This window comes from Rhizobium leguminosarum, from assembly GCF_010668065.1.
Taxonomy (GTDB): domain Bacteria; phylum Pseudomonadota; class Alphaproteobacteria; order Rhizobiales; family Rhizobiaceae; genus Rhizobium; species Rhizobium leguminosarum_S.
In genome coordinates this window covers 1-21982 of record NZ_WUEN01000014.1, presented here as the reverse complement: position 1 = coordinate 21982, position 21982 = coordinate 1, and the positions used below count along the sequence as shown (strand labels likewise).

Here is a 21982-nt window from a genome sequence, read left to right as displayed (position 1 = left end):
GCGGCGGCGCGGATCAATTGTTCCAATCCCTGCTTCCTGACCCGATTGGAGAAGCGGGCGACCTCGGCCCTGCATCAAATGTCCGCAGGAAAGCAACGGTTTGCATCCTTTAGCGGCACCCTGCGTTATCTCCGCACCAGATCGGAGAACATCCTCATGCCAGATGTACTTCACCTCAAGAGATTCCCCATTGCGGCGACAATGATGGCCGCAGCGATTGGCGCATTTGTCTTGATGCAGGCAACTGAGCGCAGGTCCGTCGCCCCGTCTGCGGATACCGCCCGTGCAGGTGACGATCATGGCCGCAGCGCCAGCACGCCCGAGGCTATCCCCTTCAGCGGCCTTCGAGACGTGTTCTGGCGCGTCTTCCACGAGGTTCTTGCCGACAGGGTCACGCTGATTGCCGCGGGCGTGACCTTCTATCTGCTGCTGGCGCTGTTTCCAGCCATGGCGGCTTTGGTATCGCTATACGGGCTGGTTGCAGATCCGGCCACCATATCCGAACATCTTCGCGAATTGGCTGGCCTCATGCCATCTGGAGCGTTCGATCTTCTTGCCAACCAGATCAAGGAGCTCGTCGATCGGCGCGATGCTACGCTCGGCATCACCTTCTTCGTCGGCCTCGGTATCGCCCTCTGGAGCACGCATAGCGGCACGCTGGCGATCTTCGACGCGATGAACGTCGCCTATGAGGAGGAGGAGAAGCGGGGGCTTATCCGATTGAACCTGATCGGCCTCTGCTTCACCTTGTGCGCGATGCTTTTGACGATTGTCATGGTGGCGCTCGTCGGGGTGATGCCGGTTGTTCTCTCCTATCTCTGGCTCGATCAGTTCAAGGAGCACATGGCCCTTCTCATGCGATGGCCGCTGCTTCTGTTGGTCGTCGCAGTCGCCGTCACATCGGTCTACCGCTTCGGCCCCAGCCGCGAGCCTGCTAAGCTCCGGTGGATGACGTGGGGCGCGGTTTTGACCACGATCGCCTGGGCCGCCATGTCCCTCGGCTTTTCCTTCTATCTCGATCATTTCGCCAATTACAACGCGACATACGGCACGCTCGGGGCGCTGATCGGCTTTCTCATCTGGATCTGGCTTTCCGTCGTCATTCTCATTGTCGGAGGAGAACTCAACGCCGAACTGGAGCATCAGACCGCGAAGGACACGACGACGGGGACGCCGCTGCCGATGGGAGCGCGCGGCGCCTATGTCGCGGATACTCTGGGCAAGACTATGAGCTGACGCGATGATTGCTCCTCTCCTATGGTTTTGATGTATTCTGCCGTTTCTGCAGTCCCGACACAGGAGACGATGATGACCGCCCCGCATCCTTCCAAAACCCATATCGGCAATCATGCGCTGCATCCCGAAACACAGATGCTGAACTACGGCTACGATCCCGAACTCTCGGAAGGGGCGGTCAAGCCACCGGTGTTCCTCACCTCCACCTTCGTTTTCAAGACGGCCGAAGATGGCCGCGACTTCTTCGATTACGTGTCGGGCCGCCGCGAGCCGCCCGAGGGGAAGGGGGCCGGCCTCGTCTACTCGCGCTTCAACCATCCGAACAGCGAAATCGTCGAAGACAGGCTCGCCGTCTACGAACGGACGGAAAGCGGCGTGCTGTTTTCATCCGGCATGGCGGCGATCGCCACCACTCTGCTCGCCTTCGTCCGGCCGGGGGATGCGATCCTGCATTCGCAGCCGCTCTACGGAGGGACCGAAACATTGCTGGCGAAGACTTTTCTGAACTTCAACGTCGCCGCCATCGGGTTTGCCGACGGCGTCAGCGAAGGATCGGTGCAAAAGGCGGCAGAAGAGGCCATGGCCAAGGGCCGCGTTTCCGTCATCCTGATCGAGACGCCTGCCAATCCGACCAACAGCCTGGTCGATGTGGCGATGATCCGACGCGTGGCCGACGCGATCGGTGCAAGACAGGGCCATATGCCGATCATCGTCTGCGACAACACCCTGCTCGGGCCGGTCTTCCAGCGGCCGATCGAGCACGGCGCCGATATCTCGCTCTATTCGCTGACAAAATATGTCGGTGGTCATTCCGATCTGATCGCCGGCGCCGTTCTTGGCCGCAAGGCGGTGATCAAGCAGATCAAGGCCTTGCGCGGCGCGATCGGCACCCAGCTCGATCCGCATTCCTGCTGGATGCTCGGCCGTTCGCTGGAAACGCTGCAGCTGCGCATGGAACGGGCAAACAGCAACGCGCGGGCCGTCGCCGACTTTCTGCGCGATCACCCGAAGGTCGAGAAGGTTCACTACCTGCCCTACCACGATCCGGAATCGCCGGCCGGCCGGACCTTCATCGCGCAATGCACCGGCGCCGGCTCGACCTTCTCTTTCGACATCCGCGGCGGTCAGCCTGCCTCGTTCAAATTCCTGAACGCGCTGCAGATCTTCAAGCTCGCGGTCAGCCTGGGGGGCACGGAATCGCTTGCGAGCCATCCGGCCGCCATGACGCATTCCGGCGTGCCCGCCGATGTCCGTCAGCGCATCGGCGTTCTGGAATCGACGATCCGTCTTTCGATCGGCATCGAGCATCCGGACGATCTGATCGCCGACCTGGAGATAGCACTGCAGGCTGCGTGATCAGGGGGAAACGATGCCCGGCGGCGCCGGGCATCAAGTACCACATTATTTGTCGTCGATCGTCAGTTCCGTCTCGTCTGTGTCCAGCACGAAGACCGCAAGCAGGCGCGCCGGCTTGGTGTCGCTGGCGTTTGCGCTGACGCTATGGTGATCGCCGGGAAATTCGGCGAAGCTTTCTCCGGCCTTATACGTTTTCACCGGGCCGTCATTCACCGCGCTGCGGATCGCCCCTTCGAGAACGGTGGCGTAGATGAAGGCCGAATCCGGATGGGTATGGCCGGGCGACAGGCCGCCGGGCTCATATTCCACCATCACAGCCTTCATGCTCTTGCCGGGAACATTGGGAAGTTTCTGGTCGAAAACGACGCTTATCTTCGCTTTCCCACCTCCGGCGTGAGCTTGAGTACCGGCGGCAAGGACAAGGGCGAAGGCCGCTGCCGAGATCATTTTTCTGAGCATGTCTGGTCTCCTTCGTTAATGGAACGAGCGCACTGGCGGGCTTCGTCCGTCAGGCGCTCTTTTTCTGCGGTGGCTGCCGGCTCAGCCAATCGTCGAAGCGGATCTGGCCGAGCCGCGCCTTGCCTCCGGTCACGAGCGAATTGTCCTCAAGCTCGACGCCGAAATAGGGGGCGTGCGGATCGGCGACCACCTGGCGCGGATCCTTCGTCGCCTTGAAGAGACGCGTCACGATTTCGGTGAGGCGGACTTTCTCCGGCCCGCCGATCTCGATCGTGCCATTCACAGGCGTGCCGAGCGCCACCTCGACCATGACGTCAGCGACGTCGTCCGAGGCGATCGGCTGCACGTAGGCCGGCGACAAATGCACGGTCTGACCGACGGTGCCTGACTGGGCGATGCCAGCCATGAATTCATGGAACTGTGTCGAGTGCACGATGGTGTAGGGTATGCCGGACGTCTTGATCAGCTCTTCCTGGGCCATCTTGGCGCGCATGTAGCCGCTGCCCTGCAGCCGCTCCATGCCGACGATCGACAGCGCGATATGATGCTTGACGCCGGCGGCAGCCCCTGCCTTGAGCAGATTGCGGCCAGACGTCTGGAAGAATTCCAGGACGGCCTTGTCCTCGAACGAGGGCGAGTTTGCGAGATCGAGCACCACCTGCGCGCCGGCGAGCGCTTCGGTCACGCCCTTGCCGGTGATCGTGTCGACGCCCGAATTCGGCGAAGCCGCCAACACCTCGTGCCCCTTGTTGCGCAATCTTTCCACGGTCTTTGAGCCGATGAGGCCGGTGCCGCCGATAACGACGATTTTCATGGGTAGTCTCCTTGTCCTTTACGAGGAGTTTCCTCTGTTGACTTGAAAGCGAGCAGGCAACTGCTCGGCATGCCCCCGCCTCCTCGATGAGCGAAGCGACTTCATCGGGACCGTCGCCGGTGCGGCCGGTGTAACCGATGGGCAGGAGGATGCGCCGGATCGCGGCCCCAAACTATTCTTCCTCGGTCGCTGTCACCCTATGCGAACGTAGTAGGCGAGCTGGCTCTGCGATGAGCCAGTTGGCTGAAATGGAGGAACATCACGTCAACAGGCATCGGCCGAACCTACCGTCGGGGCAGATGACCGACCCGGAAGGCAAGGCGTATTCACTGGTCTGCAAGCCGGTGACTTCGGCCATCAATCCGCACGATGGAGATAACAATGATCAAGCGCCTGAACTTCATGGCCCATAAGAACAGCGGCATCGACGGCCTCGTGGCTGTTGAAGCCTGGATTGCGAGAAGCTTCGATCCGAAGCTGCTCGAACTCGTCAAAGTGCGTGTTTCCCAAATGAACGGATGCGCGCATTGCCTGCATATGCACCGCCAGGACGCGCTGAAGCTCGGCGAAACGGATGACCGGCTGCTGCTTCTGAACGCGTGGCGGGAGTCGCAGCTCTTCAGCACTCGGGAGCGGGCCGCGCTCGCCTGGGCCGAGGCTCTTACTCAGATCGCGAAAAGCCATGCGCCGGATGATGTTTATGAAGAGGCACACGCCAACTTCTCGGATGACGAGTTCGTGGCGCTTTCGATCGGCATTGCGATGATCAACGCCTGGAACAGGCTGGCGATCGGCTTCCGGCTTCAGCATCCGGCCGATCACAAACGCGCCGCCGCCTGACGGTCTGCGCCTTCACGGGTCAGGAAAGCTGGGCAGCCTCGAACATCGCGGTCAGCCCGATGCCTCCGCCGATGCCGATCATGGCCAAGGCAGTCGCGCCGGGCGCCCAGCCTTCCCCGGTGTTGCGGATCAGCCGGCTGTACAGCCTGGTAACGAGGATTGCGCCGGAGGCCCCGAATGGATGGCCGAGCGCAATGGCTCCGCCGTCCTTGTTGATCGCGTCGGCAGGGATAGCGAGCTGATCCAGCGATGCCAGAACCTGGGCCGCGAAAGCCTCGTTGAATTCGATGGCATCGATGTCCAGGAGCGAGAGCCCGGGCTGACGCTGCAACAGCTTCCTGGTCGAGGCGACTGGGCCGATGCCGAGCAGGTTGGGATCCACGCCGGCAGCGGCACTGTCTATGAAGGCAAGGCCCTTTTCGATGCCCATGCTTCTCGCCATTGCGCGGCTCATAACAAGCACCAGGCAGGCGCCGTCGTTCAGCGGGCAGGCATTGCCGGCTGTCACCGAACCATCGGCCAGGAAGACCGGCCGGAGGTTTGCGAGCGCCTCGAGGGATGTGGAGACGCGCGGGCACTCGTCCCGTTCGATCAGACCGTGGCCGGTGGAAATGTCAACGATCTCGGGCCGAAAGATGCCCGCCTCGGCCGCCGCTACGGCGAGCCTATGGCTGCGCAGAGCGAATTCATCCTGTCTCTGCCGCGATATGCCGAACTGCCGCGCGACGTTTTCGGCGGCAATCCCCATTTCCGGGTCGCCGATCGTTTCAGGCGAAAACCGGGCGCGCCCGTAAAATCGCGGTGGCATCCCATTCGCCTTGGGTCTTTCGACGCGCCATGGCGCGGTGCTGACGCTTTCGACGCCGCCGGCGAGAAAACATGCGCCGGCTTTCGCCTGGATCAGCCGGGCTGCGGTGATGATCGCTTCCAGGCCTGAGCCGCATTGCCGATCGATCGAAACACCCGGAACCGCCATGGGCAGACCTGCGGTGAGCGCTGCCAGCCGCGCGATATTTCCGCCGCCGCCTGCGGCGTTGCCCACCAGCACGTCGTCTATCGTGTCGGGTGCTATTCCCGTTTCGGAAAGGATCCGATGAATGATCGGCGCAAGCAGGTCTTCCGCCGCGACAGTCGACAGCGATCCGAACGCCCGGCCGATCGGCGACCGGTAGGCGGCAACCACGACTGGCTGCCAATCCTCGTCAGGCTGAAAGGCGTAGGACAAGATCGTCTCCAGAAACCACGGCCTGCTCCACTTGCCCCCTCGAGATCTTCCCGCTGCTCGTCATCGGCCAGGACCTTATATGGTAGAATTGCTTGGGGATCTTGTACTTCCCGAGCATCTGCGTGCAATGATCGGTCAGGATTTTCGGGTCTATCGTCTCACCCGAGACGACGGCGACGATCCGCTGGCCGAAATAGGCGTCCGGCAGCCCGAAGACAACGGCATCCTCTACGCCGGGGCAGGCTTTCAACGCGCTCTCGACTTCGGCGGGATAAACGTTGTTGCCGCCTGATATCATCATGCCGCCGGCCCTGCCGATCACCCGCAGCATGCCATCGGCATCGAGTTCGCCGAGATCTCCGACCGTCGCTCCGGCTTCCGTGACCCGGAACGCCTGACCGTCGTCGCCCCAGAGATATCCATCCGCAATCAGGTCGCTTTCGACGAAGATGGTTCCCGGCACATCGGTCCCGACGTCGTTCTCATCGGGATCGCGAATGGAGATTTCCACGCCGGGATAGGCTTGCCCCACCCGGTCGATCGGAAAATCGATCTCGCCGCCGACAAGGGTCGAGACCGTCATGAAGCCCAGTTCGGATGCGCCGTAATATTCCCGGATACGGGCCTTTGGAAACAGGCGACGCATAGATTCGACCCCGTTCCTGTCAAGCTTTGCGCCGGCGGTCAGAACGTCGCGCAAGGAGGTCAGTGCGGGTTCGCCTACCCAGGCTCTTGCAATGCCGGCTATATGGGTGGGCACGGCGACCAGCCGTTCGACTTGCCAGGAGGAGAGCGTGCGTGCGACCAAGCCCGGATCCCATTTCCGGACTGAATGGAAGGTTGCCCCGGCATCAAGAGCTTCGACCAATGCATAGAGCGCCAGGCCGTGCGCAAGGGCACCCGGGCACATTGTCGACGGCGCATCTTCGAGCTCGAAAACGACGCGTCCGCGATCGAGGCTCCGGCGCCATTGCTCGCGTGAGCGATAATAGGCCTTCGGCTCGGCGGTGGTCCCCGAGGTGAAGCCGATCAGAAAGATCTTGTCGGCATCGGCCGGAAGTTCGGCTTCACCTCCCGCTGCAGCGAGATCGAAAGCCTCCGCTCCGGCAGCCACCACAGGAATGCCGAGTCTCCGGGCAATTCCAGCACTCGGCCCGGCATCCTCATCGACAATCAAAACGTCAGGCGCCAGGCGCTCGATGATGCGTTCGATCCTTTCCGACGGCATCATCGGGTCGATGACCGCGCAGGCGTTCGGGAAAGCGGTCGCCGCCGCAAAATACTCGGCAAAGCCGATATGATTGCCAAGGCTGAGAGCGGCAAGCTTCTCCACGCCGGGCAGGTCGAGCATGCGGCGGTTCGAGCGAGGCAGATCCCGGAGAAACCGATAAATTGCCTTGGCGCGCAAATAGAGCTCGCCATAGCTGAGCGAGTGCCCGTCGATCACCAGCGCCGGCTTGTCCGGTGTCTCCGTTGCATGTCGAAGAAGCTGCGCATGGATCGGCATGGACGCCCGCTGGTTTGAATGATCGGCAATCAGCCGGGAGACAGAGCCGCTCTGGTCGCTTCGGGGATTGGCGTCGGGCGGCTGTCGGAGAGGCCGACGCAGACCCAGACGAATTGCGCCGATGCGCAATGGGCGCCATCGCGCTGACGAAAAAGTTCTATGGCAAAGGACAGGCTCGTGCGCCCGATTTTCTCCACGTCCACCTTTGCCTCGACAACATCGTCAAGATCGATCGGGCTGTGAAAGGTGATCTCCGCCTTTTTCACGTGATAGGCGACGCCGGAGGAGGTGTGACGGAAATGGCTGAGAATTTGCCGTTGCCGCAGGAACTCGACGACCGCATCCTCGCAATAGTCGAGATAACGGGAGTTGTGGACATGACCATAGATGTCGATGTCTCGCATCGAGACCCGGAACGATGCTAAAGGCCTGTCGTCAACGCTCATTCGATCACCGAAAATTCGACGGGGTGATCTAACCGCAGTGTGTGGGGGATGCAATGCAATATCAGGCGGTCGTGCGAAAATTCGGCCCGGCTCAAGATGTCGTCGAGCTCGAGCAGGCGCCGCTGCCGCCGCTGCGGCGCGACCAGGTGAGGGTGCGCCTGCTGGCGCGGGCGATCAACCCGTCCGATATCATCACCATATCAGGAGCCTATAGCGGACGCACGACATTGCCCTTCATTCCCGGCTTCGAAGTGTTCGGCGTAGTCGAACAGTGCGGCGAGGAGGTTCATGGGCTTTCCCCGGGAACACGCGTGCTGCCGGTGCGCAGCGCCGGTGGCTGGCAGGAATTCAAGGATACCGATCCCGGCTGGTGCCTTCGTGTTCCAGACGAGCTCACCGACTTCGAAGCTGCGACGAGCTACGTCAATCCGATGACGGCCTGGCTGATGCTGCATGCCAAGATCGGACTGAGGCCGGGCATGCGCATCGTCATCAATGCCGCCGCCTCTTCGATCGGAGCGATATTGATCGGTCTCGCCAACGCGGCAGGCGTGGAACCGGTCGCCATCGTCCGCAGCGAAGGATCACTTGAGCGCCTGCGCGGCCGGGTCGAGGCTATCATCATCGATAGGGAGGAAAGCGATCTGGTTGCCGGGCTCGCCGGCCGGCATGGGCTCGACGCGGTGCTTGATTGCGTCGGAGGTACGCGCGCCGCGACCCTCGCCGATGCGCTGAAGCCCGGCGGGCATTTCGTGCATTACGGCCTGCTTTCGGGCCAAAGCATTCCGGCTTCCTTCTGGGCCTCCCATCCCGATATCGCCTTTTCCTATTGTCACCTCCGGGAATGGGTTCATTCGCAAGCTATGGGCGACGTCCAGCGGGCCTATTCCGAGATCGCCGCGCAGATCGTTTCGAAGGTCATCGAGACCGAGATACGGGAGGTATTCCCCCTGGAAAAGGTCCGGCAAGCCCTGCAGTCCGCGCTTCCCTTGCGAACGGGCGGCAAGGTTCTGCTGGCGTGACGAACATGGTCACTAGGCCTTTTCGTGTCGCTGCCGCGCGCTAGTGATTGCCGGGTGGTTCCGCTCGGCCCATCCGATCAGGGTTTTCATGGGGATGAGGAAGGATCGCCCCAGCTCCGTCAATTCGTATTCCACACGAGGCGGAACCTCCGGATAGACGGTGCGCCGCACGAAGCCGTCCTGCTCCAGATGCCTCAACGTCTTGGAGAGCATCTGTTTCGAGATGTCCCCAATCTCGCGCATCAGCTCGTTGAAGCGTTTCTTTCCGCCTTCCAGTGCCTCGAGGGTGAGCAGGCTCCATTGATCGCCGATACGATCGAGCACGCCTCTGATCGGGCATCCCGCCCCGGGCTGTTGTTTCGGCTCGTCCGTTTCCTTGGGCATGCTCCGTCCTCGGTCATCGTCGGCTGACCTTGCCACCAAAACGTGCCTTCTTGCTAGGCATGTCGAGGTTTCATAGACCAGCTCTCATAGTCTGCTTTCTAGACTAGATCGCGAATCCATACCAAGGAGCTTGATGCATGACATTCGGGAAATCGCTTTTCGCACTCGTCATTTTGGCAGGTGTCGCCGCGCCGGCCGCCGCTTTTGCTGAATCCGTCTCGCGGGATTTGAAGATCGAGGAAGCCAACCGGAAGCTGGTGGTGGAATTCTACGACAGGTTCTTCAACAAGCACGATATCGAGGCCGCCTCGGTCGTCGCCGATGACTACCGGCAGCACAATCCTCAAGTTCCCGATGGGAAGAAGCCTTTGATTTCCTTCTTCACCGGCTTCTTCAAGGACAATGCCCAGTCGCGGGCCGAGATCGTCCGCAGCGCCGCCGATGGCGATCTGGTCTGGCTGCATGTGCACGCGACGAACGGCGCAGGCGACCTCGGCCAGGCGATCGTCGATATTTTCCGCGTCAAGGACGGCAAGATCGTCGAGCACTGGGACGTGATCCAGGCCGTTCCGAAAGAGGCGGCAAACAAGAACACCATGTTCTGAGTTGGGTGGGGCCGGCTTCCCAGCTGGCCCCCATTGTCGGCGCGATCCGCATCAATCAATCCGGGGACGCTCCGATTTCGGCGTTGTCAGCCCGTGTTTGGCAAGCTCCAGGGTCAGGATGCGGGTTTCGAGGAGGTTGAAGATGCGCAGGATGGCCTCGATCGCATCGAACGGCTTCGTCAGAAAATCCTTCGCGCCGAGAGAAAGTGCGCGCCGGCGCGTCGGCAAGGTCGCATCGGCAGTGAGCACCAGGATCGGCAGATAGCTGTTTTCCGGGATGAGCCTCGCAAAGGTCTCGAGCAGGGCGAAACCGTCCAGATCGGGCATCATCAGATCGAGAAGAACGAGATCGACAGGATGTTCGCGGAAGAGCCGCAAGGCCTCGCGCGGCTCGGTGGTGCTGATCAGCGCCGTAAAGCCTTCGCGCTTGAGGATACGCTCCAGCAGCGAGACATTGGCGGGCTCGTCGTCGACGATCAGGATCGTCGATCGGCGCACGATATCGGTAGAATCTGTCATGGACCCAATATTTCGTTGAAGCGATGCCGAACTGATATCAAGCGGCGCGGCCAAATCAAAGGCGATGCCTTTACGGCGGGCTTCCCATCGCAACCGGTCTTGCCTCTACCGCTGCAGGCGTGCGTGGCAGATCGACGTGGAAAGTGGCGCCGCCTTCCCGGTTGCTGAAGCCGAGCGTTCCGCCCATGGCGTCTGTCAGATGTTTCGACAGCGCGAGCCCGAGACCGGTTCCATCCTGGCTGATCCGTTCCGCTCCCAACCGATCGAACGGGGTGAAAAGCCGGGAGACGCGTTCGGCCGGAATGCCGGGACCGGTATCGCTGACCTCGATGCGGATACGGCCGTCATCCATCGCGCGGTGGCTGACGGTTACGCTTCCCTGGGGGCGATTGTATTTCACCGCATTGGAGAGGAGGTTGAGGAACACCTGCAGCAGACGCCGCCGGTCGGCGAGCACCGAAAGATCCGGCTCGACCGGTTCGACGACCTCGATCGTGATCTGCTGCTTGCCGCAGAGCGGTCTTGCAAGCGACACGGCTTCATCGATCACCTCGGCGACGGGCTGTGCTTCGACAGCGAGATCCATGTGCCCGGCCTCGATCCTCGCCATGTCGAGAACCTCGTCGATGAGGCTGAGCAAATGCCGGCCGGCCCTCAAGATCTGCGCGACGCTCTCCCTGGACTCGGCGTCGGTGACGTCCATTTCCAGAAGCTGCGCGAAACCGAGCACGGAATTCAGCGGCGTGCGCAGTTCGTGGCTCATGCGCGACAGAAATTCGCTCTTGGCGTTGCTCGCACGGATCGCATCCTCACGGGCGGCAAGCAGGGCTTCTTCGATTTGCTTGCGCTCGGTAATATCTCGCGTGATCTTGGAAAAGCCGCGCAACCGGCCCGTCTCATCATGGAGTGCGGTCACGACGACGTGCGACCAGAATTGCGACCCGTCCTTGCGAACGCGCCAGCCTTCCGCTTCGGTGCGTCCGCGAAGGGCTGCTTCGGCAAGCTCTTCTGCCGGAAATGTGTCCCTGGTTTCCGTGGGATAGAAGCGGGAAAAATGCTGCCCGACGATTTCCTCGGCGCCATAACCGGTGATCCGCTCGGCGCCTGCATTCCAGCTTATCACCCGTCCTGAAGTATCGAGCCCGAAGATGCCGTAGTCGCTGACGCCTTCGACCAGTTGCCGAAAGCGCTCCTCGCTCTCGGTCAGATCAGCCTCGCGCTTTTTCAGAAGCACGCTCGCATCCTCGAGCGCCTGTCCGAGGCTCCCGAGTTCATCGCGGAAGGGATCCGCCACCGTCACGACCTCGCCTTGCGACAGCCGATGCGCCTCGGCTTTCAGCGCATGCACACGGCGCACGATGCTTGCCGAAAACAGGAAGACGGCGACGAGCGCGCCGGCAAAACCAAGGAAGCCGGCGGCGATCATCAGGCTTCGTGACAGAGTGCGAACCCGGTCCGCCGCCTCGGTCCTCGCGTGAAGCAGATCCGCTTCCCGCCGGCTCATCGCGTCGATTTCCTGTCTCAGCACATCGAGGACCTGCTTGCCCTCGATGAGCTTGGCCGCAAGGTCCTCGCGTCCGCCGGCGCGCAGGATGTCGGCCTGTTTCAGGAGCTGGAGACGATCGACTTTCGCGACGACGAGGCTGCGGATGCGTTCGAGGCGGCTCTTTTGCTCGTCATCTCGCAATCGCCGGCCGACCTCGTCGAGCACGACGGGCAACCTGTCCTCGGCCCGGTTGAACGGATCGAGAAAATCGGTTCTGCCGGTCAGCAGATAACCGCGCATCGCGGTGGCCGCTTCGGCGATCGAGGCATGGATCTCCTGAATGCCCGACTGGATCTCGAGCGTGACCCGCACCTGATCCTCGGCAATCCGGCTTTGCCGGTCGGCCACGAAGACGGAAGCAAGAGCCGCAAGCAGCAGCGCCAGCGGCACGGTGATGATGACGATGCCCTTCGCCCTCAGCGGCAGATCGGCGAAACGCAGGGTCACGGCTCTTCTTCCCGGGATGTTGCGACCAGCCCGCCGCGAACGGCCATGACCGCGGCCTGCGTCCGGTCGCCGGCGCCGAGCTTGCCGATGATGCGCTCGACATGGATCTTCACGGTACCAGGTGAGATTTTCAGGGCCCGGCCGATCTCCTTGTTCGTCAGGCCCTCGGCCACCTTCGACAGGACTTCGCGCTCCCGGATCGTCAGCGTCTCCAGAGCGCTGCTGTTGGTCTGCGGCTTGGTGGCGGCGCGGCGCAGTAGTTTTGCGACGAGCGGACCGTCGAAGAAGGCGTCGCCCTGAAGGACACGGCGGATCGTGCGGAGAATGTCTTCCCGGCTGGCGTCCTTGAGCAGGTAGCCCGTGGCGCCTGCTTCGATCGCCGCTTCCAGATAGTCGAGACTGTCATGCATCGTAATGATCATGACGCGTGTTCCCGGCGACACGCGCCGGATCTCCCTCGTCGCGGCGAGGCCGTCCATGCGCGGCATGCGGATGTCGAGGAGCGCGAGATCCGGCTTGTGCAGCGTACAGGCCTCCACCGCTTCGACGCCATCGCGCACGTTCCAGGCAATATGAAAATCGTCTTCGCCGCCGATCATGGCGATAAGACCTGCGCGGGCGATGTCATGATCGTCGGCGACAAGGATGGATGCCGTCATTCTGATCTCGTCTCCTGCGCAAGCGGTGCTGCGGCGCGGACATGCGTGCCGCCCGAAGACCCGGCCCCGATCTCGATCCGGCCGCCGAGCAGCGCCAGCCGTTCACGCATGCCGACGATGCCGAGTTGCCCGCCCCGCACCTGAGGATGCCGCAACTCGCCGATGCCTTTGCCATCATCGATCACTTCGAGATGCGCTTCGCCCTTGCCGTCCTCGAAGAGGCGCACGACCAAGCGGCTCGCCTCGGCGTGCTTGATCACATTGGTGATCGCTTCCTGCGCGACGCGATAGAAGATGATCCCGGTCGATGTCGGCCAGCGGTCGGAGGCGGCATCGAGGTCGGCGATCACTTCGAGACCGTCGATCGCATCGAGACGCGTGCGCAGCGCAGCGGCGACACCGAGATCATCGAGTTCGGGCGGGCGAAGATCGGCGATGGCAGCCCTGAGATCCGCAACGGAATGGCGCGCCAGTGCAGCGAGTTGGTCGATCTCGGGCTTCAGGACATGCGTCTCGCCGATGCGGGCCGCAAGGTCCTGCAGGCGATAGCTGAGGCCTGCAGCCAGCTGCGCCGAGCCGTCGTGAAGATCAAGCGCCACCCGCTTCCGCTCCTGCTCCTGCGCCTGTATCAGCTGCGAGACAAGGGCCGCGAGTTCACTTCGCTGCCGCTGGAGATCGCCGAGAAGCGCCTGGTTTTCCGCTGCCTGCCGATTGAGATTGTAGGCGTCGGCGAGCTGTCCCGCCACCACCTCCAATGTCTGCCGATCGTCGGCATCGACGCCGCGCCCCCTCAACGGACCGATCAGCGTCAGGCAGAGACCGGAGCCGTCTTGCGAGGTAAACACGATGCCGTCGCTTCCGGGGCTCGTCGACTTGCCGACCGTCAGCTGCACAGACCGCTCTTCCGGCGAGGACGGGAAAACGAGCTCGGCAAAGGATGCCCCCGCGAAGTCGGCAAGACGGGACAGAACCTCCTGAGCAGCCGCTTCGAAAGTTCGTGCGTCAAGCAGGTTTCGCGCCTCGATGATGAAGCGCAGACGAGCTGCGCGCGCTTCCGCTGCCCGGTAAAGGGCCTTCAATTCCGTTACGTTCGGCGAATGCGTCGCGCCTGTATCGTGGTTCATGCCTGACGGGACTGCTCCGATATGAATGACGCCGGCACGATAGTCATTCCGGCGGGAATGTCATCTATGCCATTCGGCAGACCCGATCAGAGCCACCCGGCAGATGGGGCGGCGGCATCGGGCACCTTAGATGTTGGTCATGCGGTCGACCGATGCGATGTCCGCCGGAACCGCTACATAGGAAAGTCAAAATGCGTACCATCATTGCTGCCGCCCTCGTTCTCGGTTTCGTTCAGGTCCAGTCGGCTGCGGCGGCTACCGAAACCGCAACCTGTGCGCCGACAAGCGAGGCAGAAATCGCCAAGCTCTTCGACCGCTGGAATACCTCACTCGCGACGCTGAGCCCCCAGGAGGTCGCCAAGAACTACAGCGAGGACTCCGTGCTTCTCGCGACCTTGTCGGACAAGCCTCGCCTGACCCAGGCGGAACGGATCGATTATTTCGAGCACTTCCTGGCGAATGAGCCCAAGGGTCATATCGATAGCCGCGACGTCAAGATCGGCTGCAACTGGGCCGTCGACACCGGCACCTACACCTTCACCCTGAAAGACGGTTCGAAAGTGCCGGCCCGTTATACCTACACCTATGAGTTCAAGGATAGCGCCTGGCTGATCACGTCGCACCACTCTTCGATGATGCCGGAGAAGTAAGGCTTCATCAGCCCGCCGGTCCGGCAGGGAGATCCCACGTTCACCCCACGCGGGGTCTCCTGACTGCCAACCACTCGGTCGTCGAGGGCTCGAACATGACGAAAGAGAGGGCATACCGTGTAAGCCCCCCTCTGGCCTGCCGGCCATCTCCCCCACAGGTGGGGAGATCACAAGTGGCTTGAACTTATCGATCCTCGACGGTTTCGCTGTGCTGCAACGCCAATTGTTTGGGGAAACGGGTGCGTCCAGCCGATCTCCCCACCTGTGGGGGAGATGCCCGGCAGGGCAGAGGGGGGTGGCCACGGCATATCCTCTCCTTGTTCCGACAGAGCCCTGAGTAGTCCGCGCCCGAAGCTTTGACGGCTAAGCGGAATCGAGAGTAGCATCCATGCGGCAGCGGCAAGGTGGTCAAAGCGGCCGGCCCGATGGAGATGCAATGATGAAACACAAACCTTTCCTCCTGACGTTCGCGGCGCTGGCATTTTGTTCCGCATGGCCAATTTCTAACGCCTTCGCTGCCGCGCAGCCTATCTTCTGGAGCGCTTTGCGGCCGGCCGAACAGGCCAAAGCAACAGTGCCGCTGTCGGGCAAGGCGGTAAGCGGCCCACAGGGCGAAACACTCGCCTGGCATGGCGAGGAACATCCGATCGAATTGACGGGCTTCGTTCTGCCGATCGACCAGGATGGCGATCTTGTCTACGAATTCATGCTGGTGCCTTGGGCCGGAGCCTGCAGCCACATGCCTTCCCCTCCGCCCAACCAACTGGTTCGTGTCGTTCCGGAAGAGCCTTTGCACCTGGCAAGAATGTACGAGACCGTCACCGTGACGGGTACCTTGCGGCCCGGCCTGGACCAGGCGCAATTCTTCATGATCGACGGTGACCGCGTCCTCACCTACGGCTACAGCATAAGCCATGCCCAGGTAGCGACAGTAACGGCGACGACCGATCCCGATCTGCTGTCACTTTCGCCTTTCGGCATTCTGCCTCGCTAAAAGCCCCGAGACGGTGCCTCATTCCCTTCCTCGTGCTTGGCCCGAGGGACGTCACAGGAATCCAGCCACCGCGCGTCTGCGCGGTGAATGACTCTTATCAAAGCAAGGAAGTCTCTCGCGCCCAAGGACTTGGACGCGCTGGATCCCTGTGACATCACTCGGGCAAAGCACTGAGGGCACAGGGATGACGGAGGAGGGGTAGTGGCCGCCCAATCGAGCATCAGACTGTCGAGGACTGGACGGTCGGGCGGCAGTCCGGTCTCCGATGAAAAAATGCCCGGGCGCAGCCGAAACTGCGCCCGGGCGAAATGCTGTCGATCAGACGAGATCGAAACGATCGGCGTTCATGACCTTGGTCCAGGCCGCGACGAAGTCCCTCACAAACTTCTCCTTGGTATCGGCCTGGCCGTAGACTTCGGCAAAGGCGCGAAGCTGCGAGTGCGAGCCGAAGATCAGGTCGACGCGGGTGCCGGTCCACTTGGCGGCGCCGGTCTTGCGGTCGCGGCCTTCATAGACGCCTTCCTTGCCGGCGAGGGGAACCCACTGCGTGCCCATCTCGAGCAGGTTGACGAAGAAGTCGTTCGTCAACGTCTCGGGACGCGAAGTGAAGACGCCTTGCTCGGGGTCGCCTGCCTTCAGCACGCGCAGGCCGCCGACGAGGACGGTCATCTCGGGGCCGGTCAGCGTCAAGAGCTGGGCGCGGTCGACGAGTGCTTCTTCCGGCTTCATGAACTGATGGCGCTTGCCGTTCACATAGTTGCGGAAGCCGTCGATGCGCGGCTCAAGTGCTGCGAAGGAATGCGCGTCGGTCTGGGCTTCGGAAGCATCCGTGCGGCCCGGCGTGAAGGGCACGCTGACGGCGTTGCCGCCGGCCGCTGCCGCCTTCTCGACGCCGGCAGCTCCAGCGAGAACGATCAAGTCAGCGAGCGAGATCTTCTTGGCCCCGGTCTGGGCAGCATTGAATTCCTTCTGGATGCCTTCGAGAACGCCGAGGACCTTGGCGAGCTGCGTCGGCTGGTTGGCGTCCCAGTCCTTCTGCGGGGCAAGGCGGATGCGCGCGCCGTTGGCGCCGCCGCGCTTGTCGGAGCCGCGGAAGGTCGAGGCCGACGCCCAGGCGGTCGAGACGAGTTCCTGCACCGTGAGGCCGGTGGCGAGAACCTTTTCCTTCAGGTCGGCAATGTCCTTGTCGTCGACAAGCGGGTGGTCGACGGCCGGGATCACATCCTGCCAGATCAGGTCTTCGGCCGGAACTTCCGGGCCGAGGTAGCGCACCTTCGGTCCCATGTCGCGGTGGGTCAGCTTGAACCAGGCGCGGGCGAAAGCGTCGGCGAACTGGTCGGGATTTTCGAGGAAGCGGCGCGAGATCTTCTCGTAGACCGGATCGAAACGCAGCGCGAGGTCGCTGGTCAGCATGGTCGGCAGGTGCCTCTTCGAGGCGTCGTAGGCATCCGGAATGGAGGCTTCAGCGTTCTTGGCTTGCCACTGATGCGCGCCGCCCGGGCTCTTGGTCAGCTCCCATTCGAAAGCGAACAGGTTTTCGAAGAAGTAGTTGCTCCACTGGGTCGGCGTCTGGGTCCAGGTCACTTCGAGGCCGCTGCCGATGGCATCGCGACCGACGCCGGTGTTGAACTTGCTGGTCCAGCCCAGGCCCTGAGCTTCGAGCTCGCCGCCTTCCGGGTCGACACCGACAAACGACGGATCGCCAGCGCCATGGGTCTTGCCGAAGGTATGCCCGCCGGCGATCAGCGCCACGGTTTCTTCGTCGTTCATCGCCATACGGGCGAAGGTTTCGCGGATGTCGCGGGCGGATGCCAGCGGATCCGGGGTGCCGTTCGGGCCTTCCGGGTTGACATAGATAAGGCCCATCTGCACGGCGCCAAGCGGCTCTGCCAGTTCGCGTTCGCCACTGTAGCGTTCGTCACCCAGCCAGGTTCCCTCAGGACCCCAGTAAAGTTCTTCCGGCTCCCAGACGTCGGCGCGGCCGCCGGCGAAGCCGAAGGTCTTGAAACCCATGGATTCGAGCGCGATGTTGCCGGTGAGGATCAACAGGTCAGCCCAGGAGATACGGTTGCCGTATTTCTGCTTGATTGGCCACAGCAGGCGGCGGGCCTTGTCGAGGTTCACGTTGTCAGGCCAGCTGTTGAGCGGCGCAAAACGCTGCTGGCCAGCCCCGGCGCCGCCGCGGCCATCGGTGATGCGGTATGTGCCGGCGCTGTGCCAGGCCATGCGGATGAACAGGCCGCCATAGTGACCGAAATCGGCCGGCCACCAATCCTGCGAATCCGTCATCAACGCGTGAAGATCCTTCTTCAGGCCGTCGAGATCGAGCTTCTTGAACTCCTCGGCATAGTCGAAGGCTTGGCCGAGCGGGTCGGCGCGGCCGGAATTCTGGTGAAGAATCTGCACGTTCAATTGGTCCGGCCACCAGTCGCGGTTGGATCGGCTGCTGCGAGGCGTATTGCCGTGTGGCACAGGACATTTGCCTGCGCTGTCAGTGGGGTTGTCCATGATCGTCTCCTTCATTGCTTGATCTGTCTGCGCGTAAAAAAGATGAGCCGAGCTGGCGCCCACTCTCCCCTTGCAGCCTTCATATCGGAAGCATGTAATAAATTTAAGTTGGATTTACTGATCGTTGCGATAAGCTAAACTTATGAAGAACCTTACCCTGAAACAGCTACGTTATTTTGAAGCACTGGCTAGAGACGGCCGCTTCCGACGTGCCGCCGACGCCTGTGCGATCTCCCAGCCGGCATTGTCAATGCAGATCAAAGAACTTGAGCAAGAGTTGGGCGGTGAGCTTTTTGAGCGCAACGCGCGTGAGGTGAAGCTGACCGCCTTCGGCCAAAGCGTCGCACTCAGGATCCGCGATATCCTGCGTGGCGTCGACGAACTGGCGGATCTGGCGCGTGCCGCGCGCGATCCTTTTCTGACGCGGCTACGCATCGGCATCATCCCGACGATTGCGCCCTATCTGTTGCCAGCGATCATCAACAATCTGAACAGGAGCTTTGCCGGCATCCAGATCGAGGTGCGCGAGACGCAGACGTCGAAGCTGGTTCACGAGCTGGCGCAAGGCCAGCTGGACACGGCAATCGTTGCCTTGCCCGTGTCCGAACCCTCCCTAGCAGAACTCGAGCTCTTCAAGGAAGAGTTCGTGCTGGTTCGGCGGCCCGAAGACGAGGGTAAGCCGGTGCCCGAACGCGAGGCGCTGCGCGAAATGCGGTTGCTGCTGCTCGAGGAAGGCCATTGCTTCCGCGATCAGGCCTTGTCGTTCTGCAAGATAGGGCAGGCCCGTCCCCGGGAAGTCATGGAAGGTAGCTCTCTCTCCACCCTGGTCCAGATGGTCAGCGCCGGTATCGGCATCACCTTAATTCCCGAGATGGCCGTTCCCCTCGAAACGCGCTCGGCGCACGTCTCGATCTCCCGTTTTCAGTCTCCGCAGCCGTCGCGAACGATCGGCATGATCTGGCGCAATTCGACACCGATGGCCAATCAGCTCCAGCAGGTTTCCGAGGCGGTTCGCCGGTCGGCCGACAGCATGCGCGAACAGTATGCCGCCCGGTGATGGATCTGATATGGCCTCGCCTCAAGATCGCCGTTTGAACGTATGCTCCGCTGCCGGAAACTGTCGCGATCGGACCTCGTCGGCATAAGCCGCAGCGGCTGCTGAAATCCTCTTGCCGAGTTCGTCGTAGCGCTTCACGAAGCGCGGGGTGAAATCGTTGAAGAGACCCAGAATGTCGTCGGAAACCAGAACCTGACCGTCGCAGGCGGAAGAAGCGCCGATACCGATGGTCGGAACGTGCATGGCGGCCGTCACCTCCCGGGCGAGCGGCTCCACCGTGCCCTCGATGACGACGGCAAAGGCGCCGGAGCCGCCAACGGCGTGGGCATCGCGGCGGATCTTCGACGTCTCGTGTTCGGAATGGCCGACAGATCGATAACCGCCTGCGGTTTGGACCTGCTGCGGCATCAGGCCGATATGGCCCATAACCGGAATCCCCCGCTTGGTTAGAAAGGCGATGGTCTCGGCCATCTCCTCGCCGCCCTCCAGCTTGACGGCATCACAGCCAGTTTCCTGCAGGATGCGGACAGCGTTGCGGAAGGCAATCTCCTTGGATTCCTGATAGGTGCCGAACGGCATGTCGACGACGACGCAGGCCTTGCCGACGCCGCGCATCACCGCCTTGCCGTGTGCGATCATCATATCGAGCGTGACGCCGATGGTGGTCTCCATGCCGTAGAGCACCATGCCGAGCGAATCCCCGACCAGCAGGAGGTCGCAATGCTCATCGAGCAGCCGCGCCATGGGCGTCGTATAGGTGGTCAGGCAGACGATCGGCTTGCCGCCCTTCATGGCTGAGATGCGCGTTGGCGTAATGCGCTTCTGAATTCCGGCCGCGCTCATCTGGTCACTCCCTTGCCCGGCAAGCTCTGCCCGCCGATAACCCTCTTGTTCCCTACAACCCGGTTGTCTCCGACAACTCGGTTGTTACTGACGACCCTGTTGTTACTGACAACCCTGTTGTCGAGCAGCCGCGTCGAGCCGACCCGAACGAAGAGCGCCACGACGACAGGGTCTGCGATCGACGTGACCGGCTGCAGCGTTGCGGCATCCCTGACGGCGACGACCTCGGGCTTTGCCAGAGGCTCGCGATCAAGAAATGCCGTGAGCCTTGCCTCGAGTTCCACCGGATCGCTCAGGCCGTCGGCAACCAGACGCTCGGCCTCGTCAAGGGTCTGAGGGACGATCGCCGCGGCACGCCGCTCCGCGTCGCTGAGATAGACGTTGCGCGACGACAATGCGAGGCCGTCGCTGTCCCTGACCGTCGGCACCGATATCACGCGCACCGGCAAGGCTAGATCGTCCACCATGCGCCTGATGATGACGACCTGCTGGTAATCCTTCTCTCCAAAATAGGCGGTTTGCGGCTGCACGATGTTGAAAAGCTTACAGACGACAGTGGCGACGCCGGCAAAATGCCCAGGCCGTACCGCCCCTTCGAGTTCGCGCCCGAGATCGGGAACGTCGACGACGGTCAACATCGGGCGGGGATACATGTCCTCGACGCCAGGCGAAAAAAGGAAATTGACGCCGGCTTGCCTCAGCATGGCGGCGTCGCGTTCCAGATCGCGCGGATATTTGCTGAGGTCTTCCGCCGGGCCGAACTGCAGCGGATTGACGAAAATCGAGACGACGACGATGTCGTTCTCGGCGCGAGCGCGCGAGACGAGCTCCATATGACCGGCATGGAGATAGCCCATCGTCGGAACAAGGCCAACGGTTCGCCCCTGCCGCCTCAGCGCATCGAGCGTGTGGCGCAGCTCGTCAATGCTCGAGAAAACCCGCATATATCCTCCCTGGCCGGTCACTCCATCTTGGGCGCGGATAAGAAGTGTAATCGATGCGGCAGGTCAATGCATATTCCTCGATAAAAACGATTAGATGAAACGCCAGCCGATGACACCGGACCATATCGGCCCTGGGGAACGGATTTTCGTCACTTGGCTGCTGTTGCGCGTCTCACCTGCTTGCAGTGGAACCGACGATGTGCGACTTCCGTTACTCGCCCTGTCCGTCAAGATACCATCACAGTCGATCGCTATGGACGTTACATGGAGGACGCATGGACAAGCCCTGGAAGATCAGCCGCGGACCGATTGCGGCAACCGAGTTCGACGTGGAGAAGGCAAACGCGATCAATGTGCTGTTGATCCGGCCGGTCGGCGTCCTTCCGGCCAAGGCGGGTGATCCGGTCCTTCCTTTTGCCGTCGGCCTTTTCAACGAACTCCGCCCGCTCTTGAAGCCCGATGCCGGCGTCACCACGCTCAGGCGAGCGACCGCGGCCTATGTCCACTGCCGGCGCTACTATTTCGCCAGCGCCCAGCCCGATTCCATGCGCCATAGTCTTGACGGTGAACCTGTCGAACCACTGTCGTCCGAAGACCGGCTGGTCGCGCAAAAACGCTTCCTGAGCCTCAAACAGACCACCGGAAAAGCCGACGCGTCCGAGCAGACAGCACCGGTTCCCGCTCCCCTGGTGAGCAAAAGCGAACAGATCCGCGCAGCTCTCCTCGGCAAAAGGAACGCCGCCGGCTAGAGCAGGATGACAGCTTTCCTCAATAAAAGAGCTTTCGGGGGCCGGGGG

General features: G+C 62.0%; 22 protein-coding genes. 9 read left to right on the top strand and 13 right to left on the bottom strand.

The window, feature by feature from the left end; all coding sequences use genetic code 11:
* Nucleotides 1-156: 156 nt before the first annotated feature.
* A complete protein-coding gene (locus tag GR198_RS28920; protein ID WP_164069933.1) occupies nucleotides 157-1236 on the top strand; it encodes a YihY/virulence factor BrkB family protein in 1080 nt (359 codons plus the stop codon).
* Nucleotides 1237-1308: 72 nt separating this feature from the next.
* Complete coding sequence (locus GR198_RS28915) at nucleotides 1309-2592, top strand: cystathionine gamma-synthase family protein (protein WP_164069931.1); 1284 nt, start codon at nucleotides 1309-1311, stop codon at nucleotides 2590-2592.
* A gap of 45 nt (nucleotides 2593-2637) precedes the next feature.
* Here the strand turns inward: GR198_RS28915 and GR198_RS28910 are convergent, their stop codons facing one another.
* Both GR198_RS28910 and GR198_RS28905 read right to left on the bottom strand, forming a co-directional pair.
* A complete protein-coding gene (locus tag GR198_RS28910; protein ID WP_163873572.1) occupies nucleotides 2638-3051 on the bottom strand; it encodes a cupin domain-containing protein in 414 nt (137 codons plus the stop codon).
* Nucleotides 3052-3100: 49 nt separating this feature from the next.
* Nucleotides 3101-3865 carry an SDR family oxidoreductase gene (locus GR198_RS28905; RefSeq protein ID WP_164069929.1) on the bottom strand — a complete coding sequence of 255 codons (765 nt, stop codon included), beginning with the start codon at nucleotides 3863-3865 and terminating at the stop codon, nucleotides 3101-3103.
* A 381-nt stretch (nucleotides 3866-4246) separates the two neighbouring features.
* Here GR198_RS28905 and GR198_RS28900 point away from each other — a divergent pair, with 381 nt between their 5' ends.
* On the top strand, nucleotides 4247-4705 hold the full coding sequence (locus GR198_RS28900) for a carboxymuconolactone decarboxylase family protein (protein ID WP_113545464.1): 459 nt from the start codon (nucleotides 4247-4249) through the stop codon (nucleotides 4703-4705).
* 19 nt (nucleotides 4706-4724) lie between these two features.
* Here the strand turns inward: GR198_RS28900 and GR198_RS28895 are convergent, their stop codons facing one another.
* The 3 genes from GR198_RS28895 to GR198_RS28885 are packed head-to-tail and all read right to left on the bottom strand — an operon-like array spanning nucleotide 4725 to nucleotide 7883.
* Entirely contained in the window at nucleotides 4725-5930 is a 1206-nt protein-coding gene (locus GR198_RS28895; RefSeq protein ID WP_164069928.1) for a thiolase family protein, read from the bottom strand.
* The gene (locus GR198_RS28890) at nucleotides 5908-7437 is read right to left on the bottom strand and encodes a class I adenylate-forming enzyme family protein (RefSeq protein WP_029874565.1); all 1530 of its coding nucleotides are present in this window, start codon (nucleotides 7435-7437) and stop codon (nucleotides 5908-5910) included. Before GR198_RS28890 ends, GR198_RS28895 begins: the two co-directional genes overlap by 23 nt.
* 29 nt (nucleotides 7438-7466) lie before the next feature.
* Nucleotides 7467-7883, bottom strand: a complete 417-nt coding sequence (locus GR198_RS28885; protein WP_029874566.1) for an acyl-CoA thioesterase — start codon at nucleotides 7881-7883, stop codon at nucleotides 7467-7469.
* A 53-nt stretch (nucleotides 7884-7936) separates the two neighbouring features.
* On the opposite strand from GR198_RS28885, the gene GR198_RS28880 reads away from it, so the two are divergent.
* On the top strand, nucleotides 7937-8905 hold the full coding sequence (locus GR198_RS28880; protein WP_164069926.1) for a zinc-dependent alcohol dehydrogenase family protein: 969 nt from the start codon (nucleotides 7937-7939) through the stop codon (nucleotides 8903-8905).
* A gap of 12 nt (nucleotides 8906-8917) precedes the next feature.
* On the opposite strand, the gene GR198_RS28875 is transcribed toward GR198_RS28880, so the two are convergent.
* Nucleotides 8918-9289: a winged helix-turn-helix transcriptional regulator gene (locus tag GR198_RS28875; RefSeq protein WP_029874568.1), complete on the bottom strand. Its 372-nt coding sequence runs from the start codon at nucleotides 9287-9289 to the stop codon at nucleotides 8918-8920.
* A 137-nt stretch (nucleotides 9290-9426) separates the two neighbouring features.
* On the opposite strand from GR198_RS28875, the gene GR198_RS28870 reads away from it, so the two are divergent.
* Nucleotides 9427-9894 (top strand): nuclear transport factor 2 family protein, encoded by a 468-nt coding sequence (locus GR198_RS28870; RefSeq protein ID WP_029874569.1) that lies wholly within the window; start codon nucleotides 9427-9429, stop codon nucleotides 9892-9894.
* A 51-nt stretch (nucleotides 9895-9945) separates the two neighbouring features.
* On the opposite strand, the gene GR198_RS28865 is transcribed toward GR198_RS28870, so the two are convergent.
* From GR198_RS28865 to GR198_RS28850, 4 genes are all read right to left on the bottom strand, one after another.
* Nucleotides 9946-10413 (bottom strand): response regulator, encoded by a 468-nt coding sequence (locus GR198_RS28865; protein WP_029874570.1) that lies wholly within the window; start codon nucleotides 10411-10413, stop codon nucleotides 9946-9948.
* A gap of 70 nt (nucleotides 10414-10483) precedes the next feature.
* Entirely contained in the window at nucleotides 10484-12406 is a 1923-nt protein-coding gene (locus GR198_RS28860; RefSeq protein ID WP_164069924.1) for a sensor histidine kinase, read from the bottom strand.
* Nucleotides 12403-13065 carry a response regulator gene (locus tag GR198_RS28855; protein WP_164069923.1) on the bottom strand — a complete coding sequence of 221 codons (663 nt, stop codon included), beginning with the start codon at nucleotides 13063-13065 and terminating at the stop codon, nucleotides 12403-12405. Before GR198_RS28855 ends, GR198_RS28860 begins: the two co-directional genes overlap by 4 nt.
* Complete coding sequence (locus GR198_RS28850; protein ID WP_164023476.1) at nucleotides 13062-14189, bottom strand: sensor histidine kinase; 1128 nt, start codon at nucleotides 14187-14189, stop codon at nucleotides 13062-13064. Before GR198_RS28850 ends, GR198_RS28855 begins: the two co-directional genes overlap by 4 nt.
* Before the next feature lie 191 nt (nucleotides 14190-14380).
* On the opposite strand from GR198_RS28850, the gene GR198_RS28845 reads away from it, so the two are divergent.
* Together GR198_RS28845 and GR198_RS28840 are read left to right on the top strand one after the other, a co-directional pair.
* Nucleotides 14381-14839 (top strand): SgcJ/EcaC family oxidoreductase, encoded by a 459-nt coding sequence (locus tag GR198_RS28845; RefSeq protein ID WP_164069922.1) that lies wholly within the window; start codon nucleotides 14381-14383, stop codon nucleotides 14837-14839.
* Between the two features lie 436 nt (nucleotides 14840-15275).
* Nucleotides 15276-15833 (top strand): DUF3299 domain-containing protein, encoded by a 558-nt coding sequence (locus GR198_RS28840; protein ID WP_164070058.1) that lies wholly within the window; start codon nucleotides 15276-15278, stop codon nucleotides 15831-15833.
* A gap of 318 nt (nucleotides 15834-16151) precedes the next feature.
* Here GR198_RS28840 and katG read toward each other — a convergent pair whose 3' ends face one another.
* The gene (gene katG / locus GR198_RS28835) at nucleotides 16152-18341 is read right to left on the bottom strand and encodes a catalase/peroxidase HPI (RefSeq protein WP_164069921.1); all 2190 of its coding nucleotides are present in this window, start codon (nucleotides 18339-18341) and stop codon (nucleotides 16152-16154) included.
* A 142-nt stretch (nucleotides 18342-18483) separates the two neighbouring features.
* Here katG and GR198_RS28830 point away from each other — a divergent pair, with 142 nt between their 5' ends.
* The gene (locus GR198_RS28830) at nucleotides 18484-19398 is read left to right on the top strand and encodes a hydrogen peroxide-inducible genes activator (RefSeq protein WP_164069920.1); all 915 of its coding nucleotides are present in this window, start codon (nucleotides 18484-18486) and stop codon (nucleotides 19396-19398) included.
* 21 nt (nucleotides 19399-19419) lie between these two features.
* Here GR198_RS28830 and panB read toward each other — a convergent pair whose 3' ends face one another.
* Nucleotides 19420-20241 (bottom strand): 3-methyl-2-oxobutanoate hydroxymethyltransferase, encoded by an 822-nt coding sequence (panB, locus tag GR198_RS28825; protein ID WP_164069919.1) that lies wholly within the window; start codon nucleotides 20239-20241, stop codon nucleotides 19420-19422.
* Nucleotides 20238-21185, bottom strand: a complete 948-nt coding sequence (panC, locus tag GR198_RS28820; protein WP_164069918.1) for a pantoate--beta-alanine ligase — start codon at nucleotides 21183-21185, stop codon at nucleotides 20238-20240. The genes panB and panC overlap by 4 nt, the downstream gene beginning before the upstream one ends.
* A 275-nt stretch (nucleotides 21186-21460) precedes the next feature.
* Between panC and GR198_RS28815 the strand changes: the two genes are divergently transcribed.
* Nucleotides 21461-21934 carry a ProQ/FINO family protein gene (locus GR198_RS28815; protein ID WP_164069917.1) on the top strand — a complete coding sequence of 158 codons (474 nt, stop codon included), beginning with the start codon at nucleotides 21461-21463 and terminating at the stop codon, nucleotides 21932-21934.
* Nucleotides 21935-21982 lie beyond the last annotated feature (48 nt).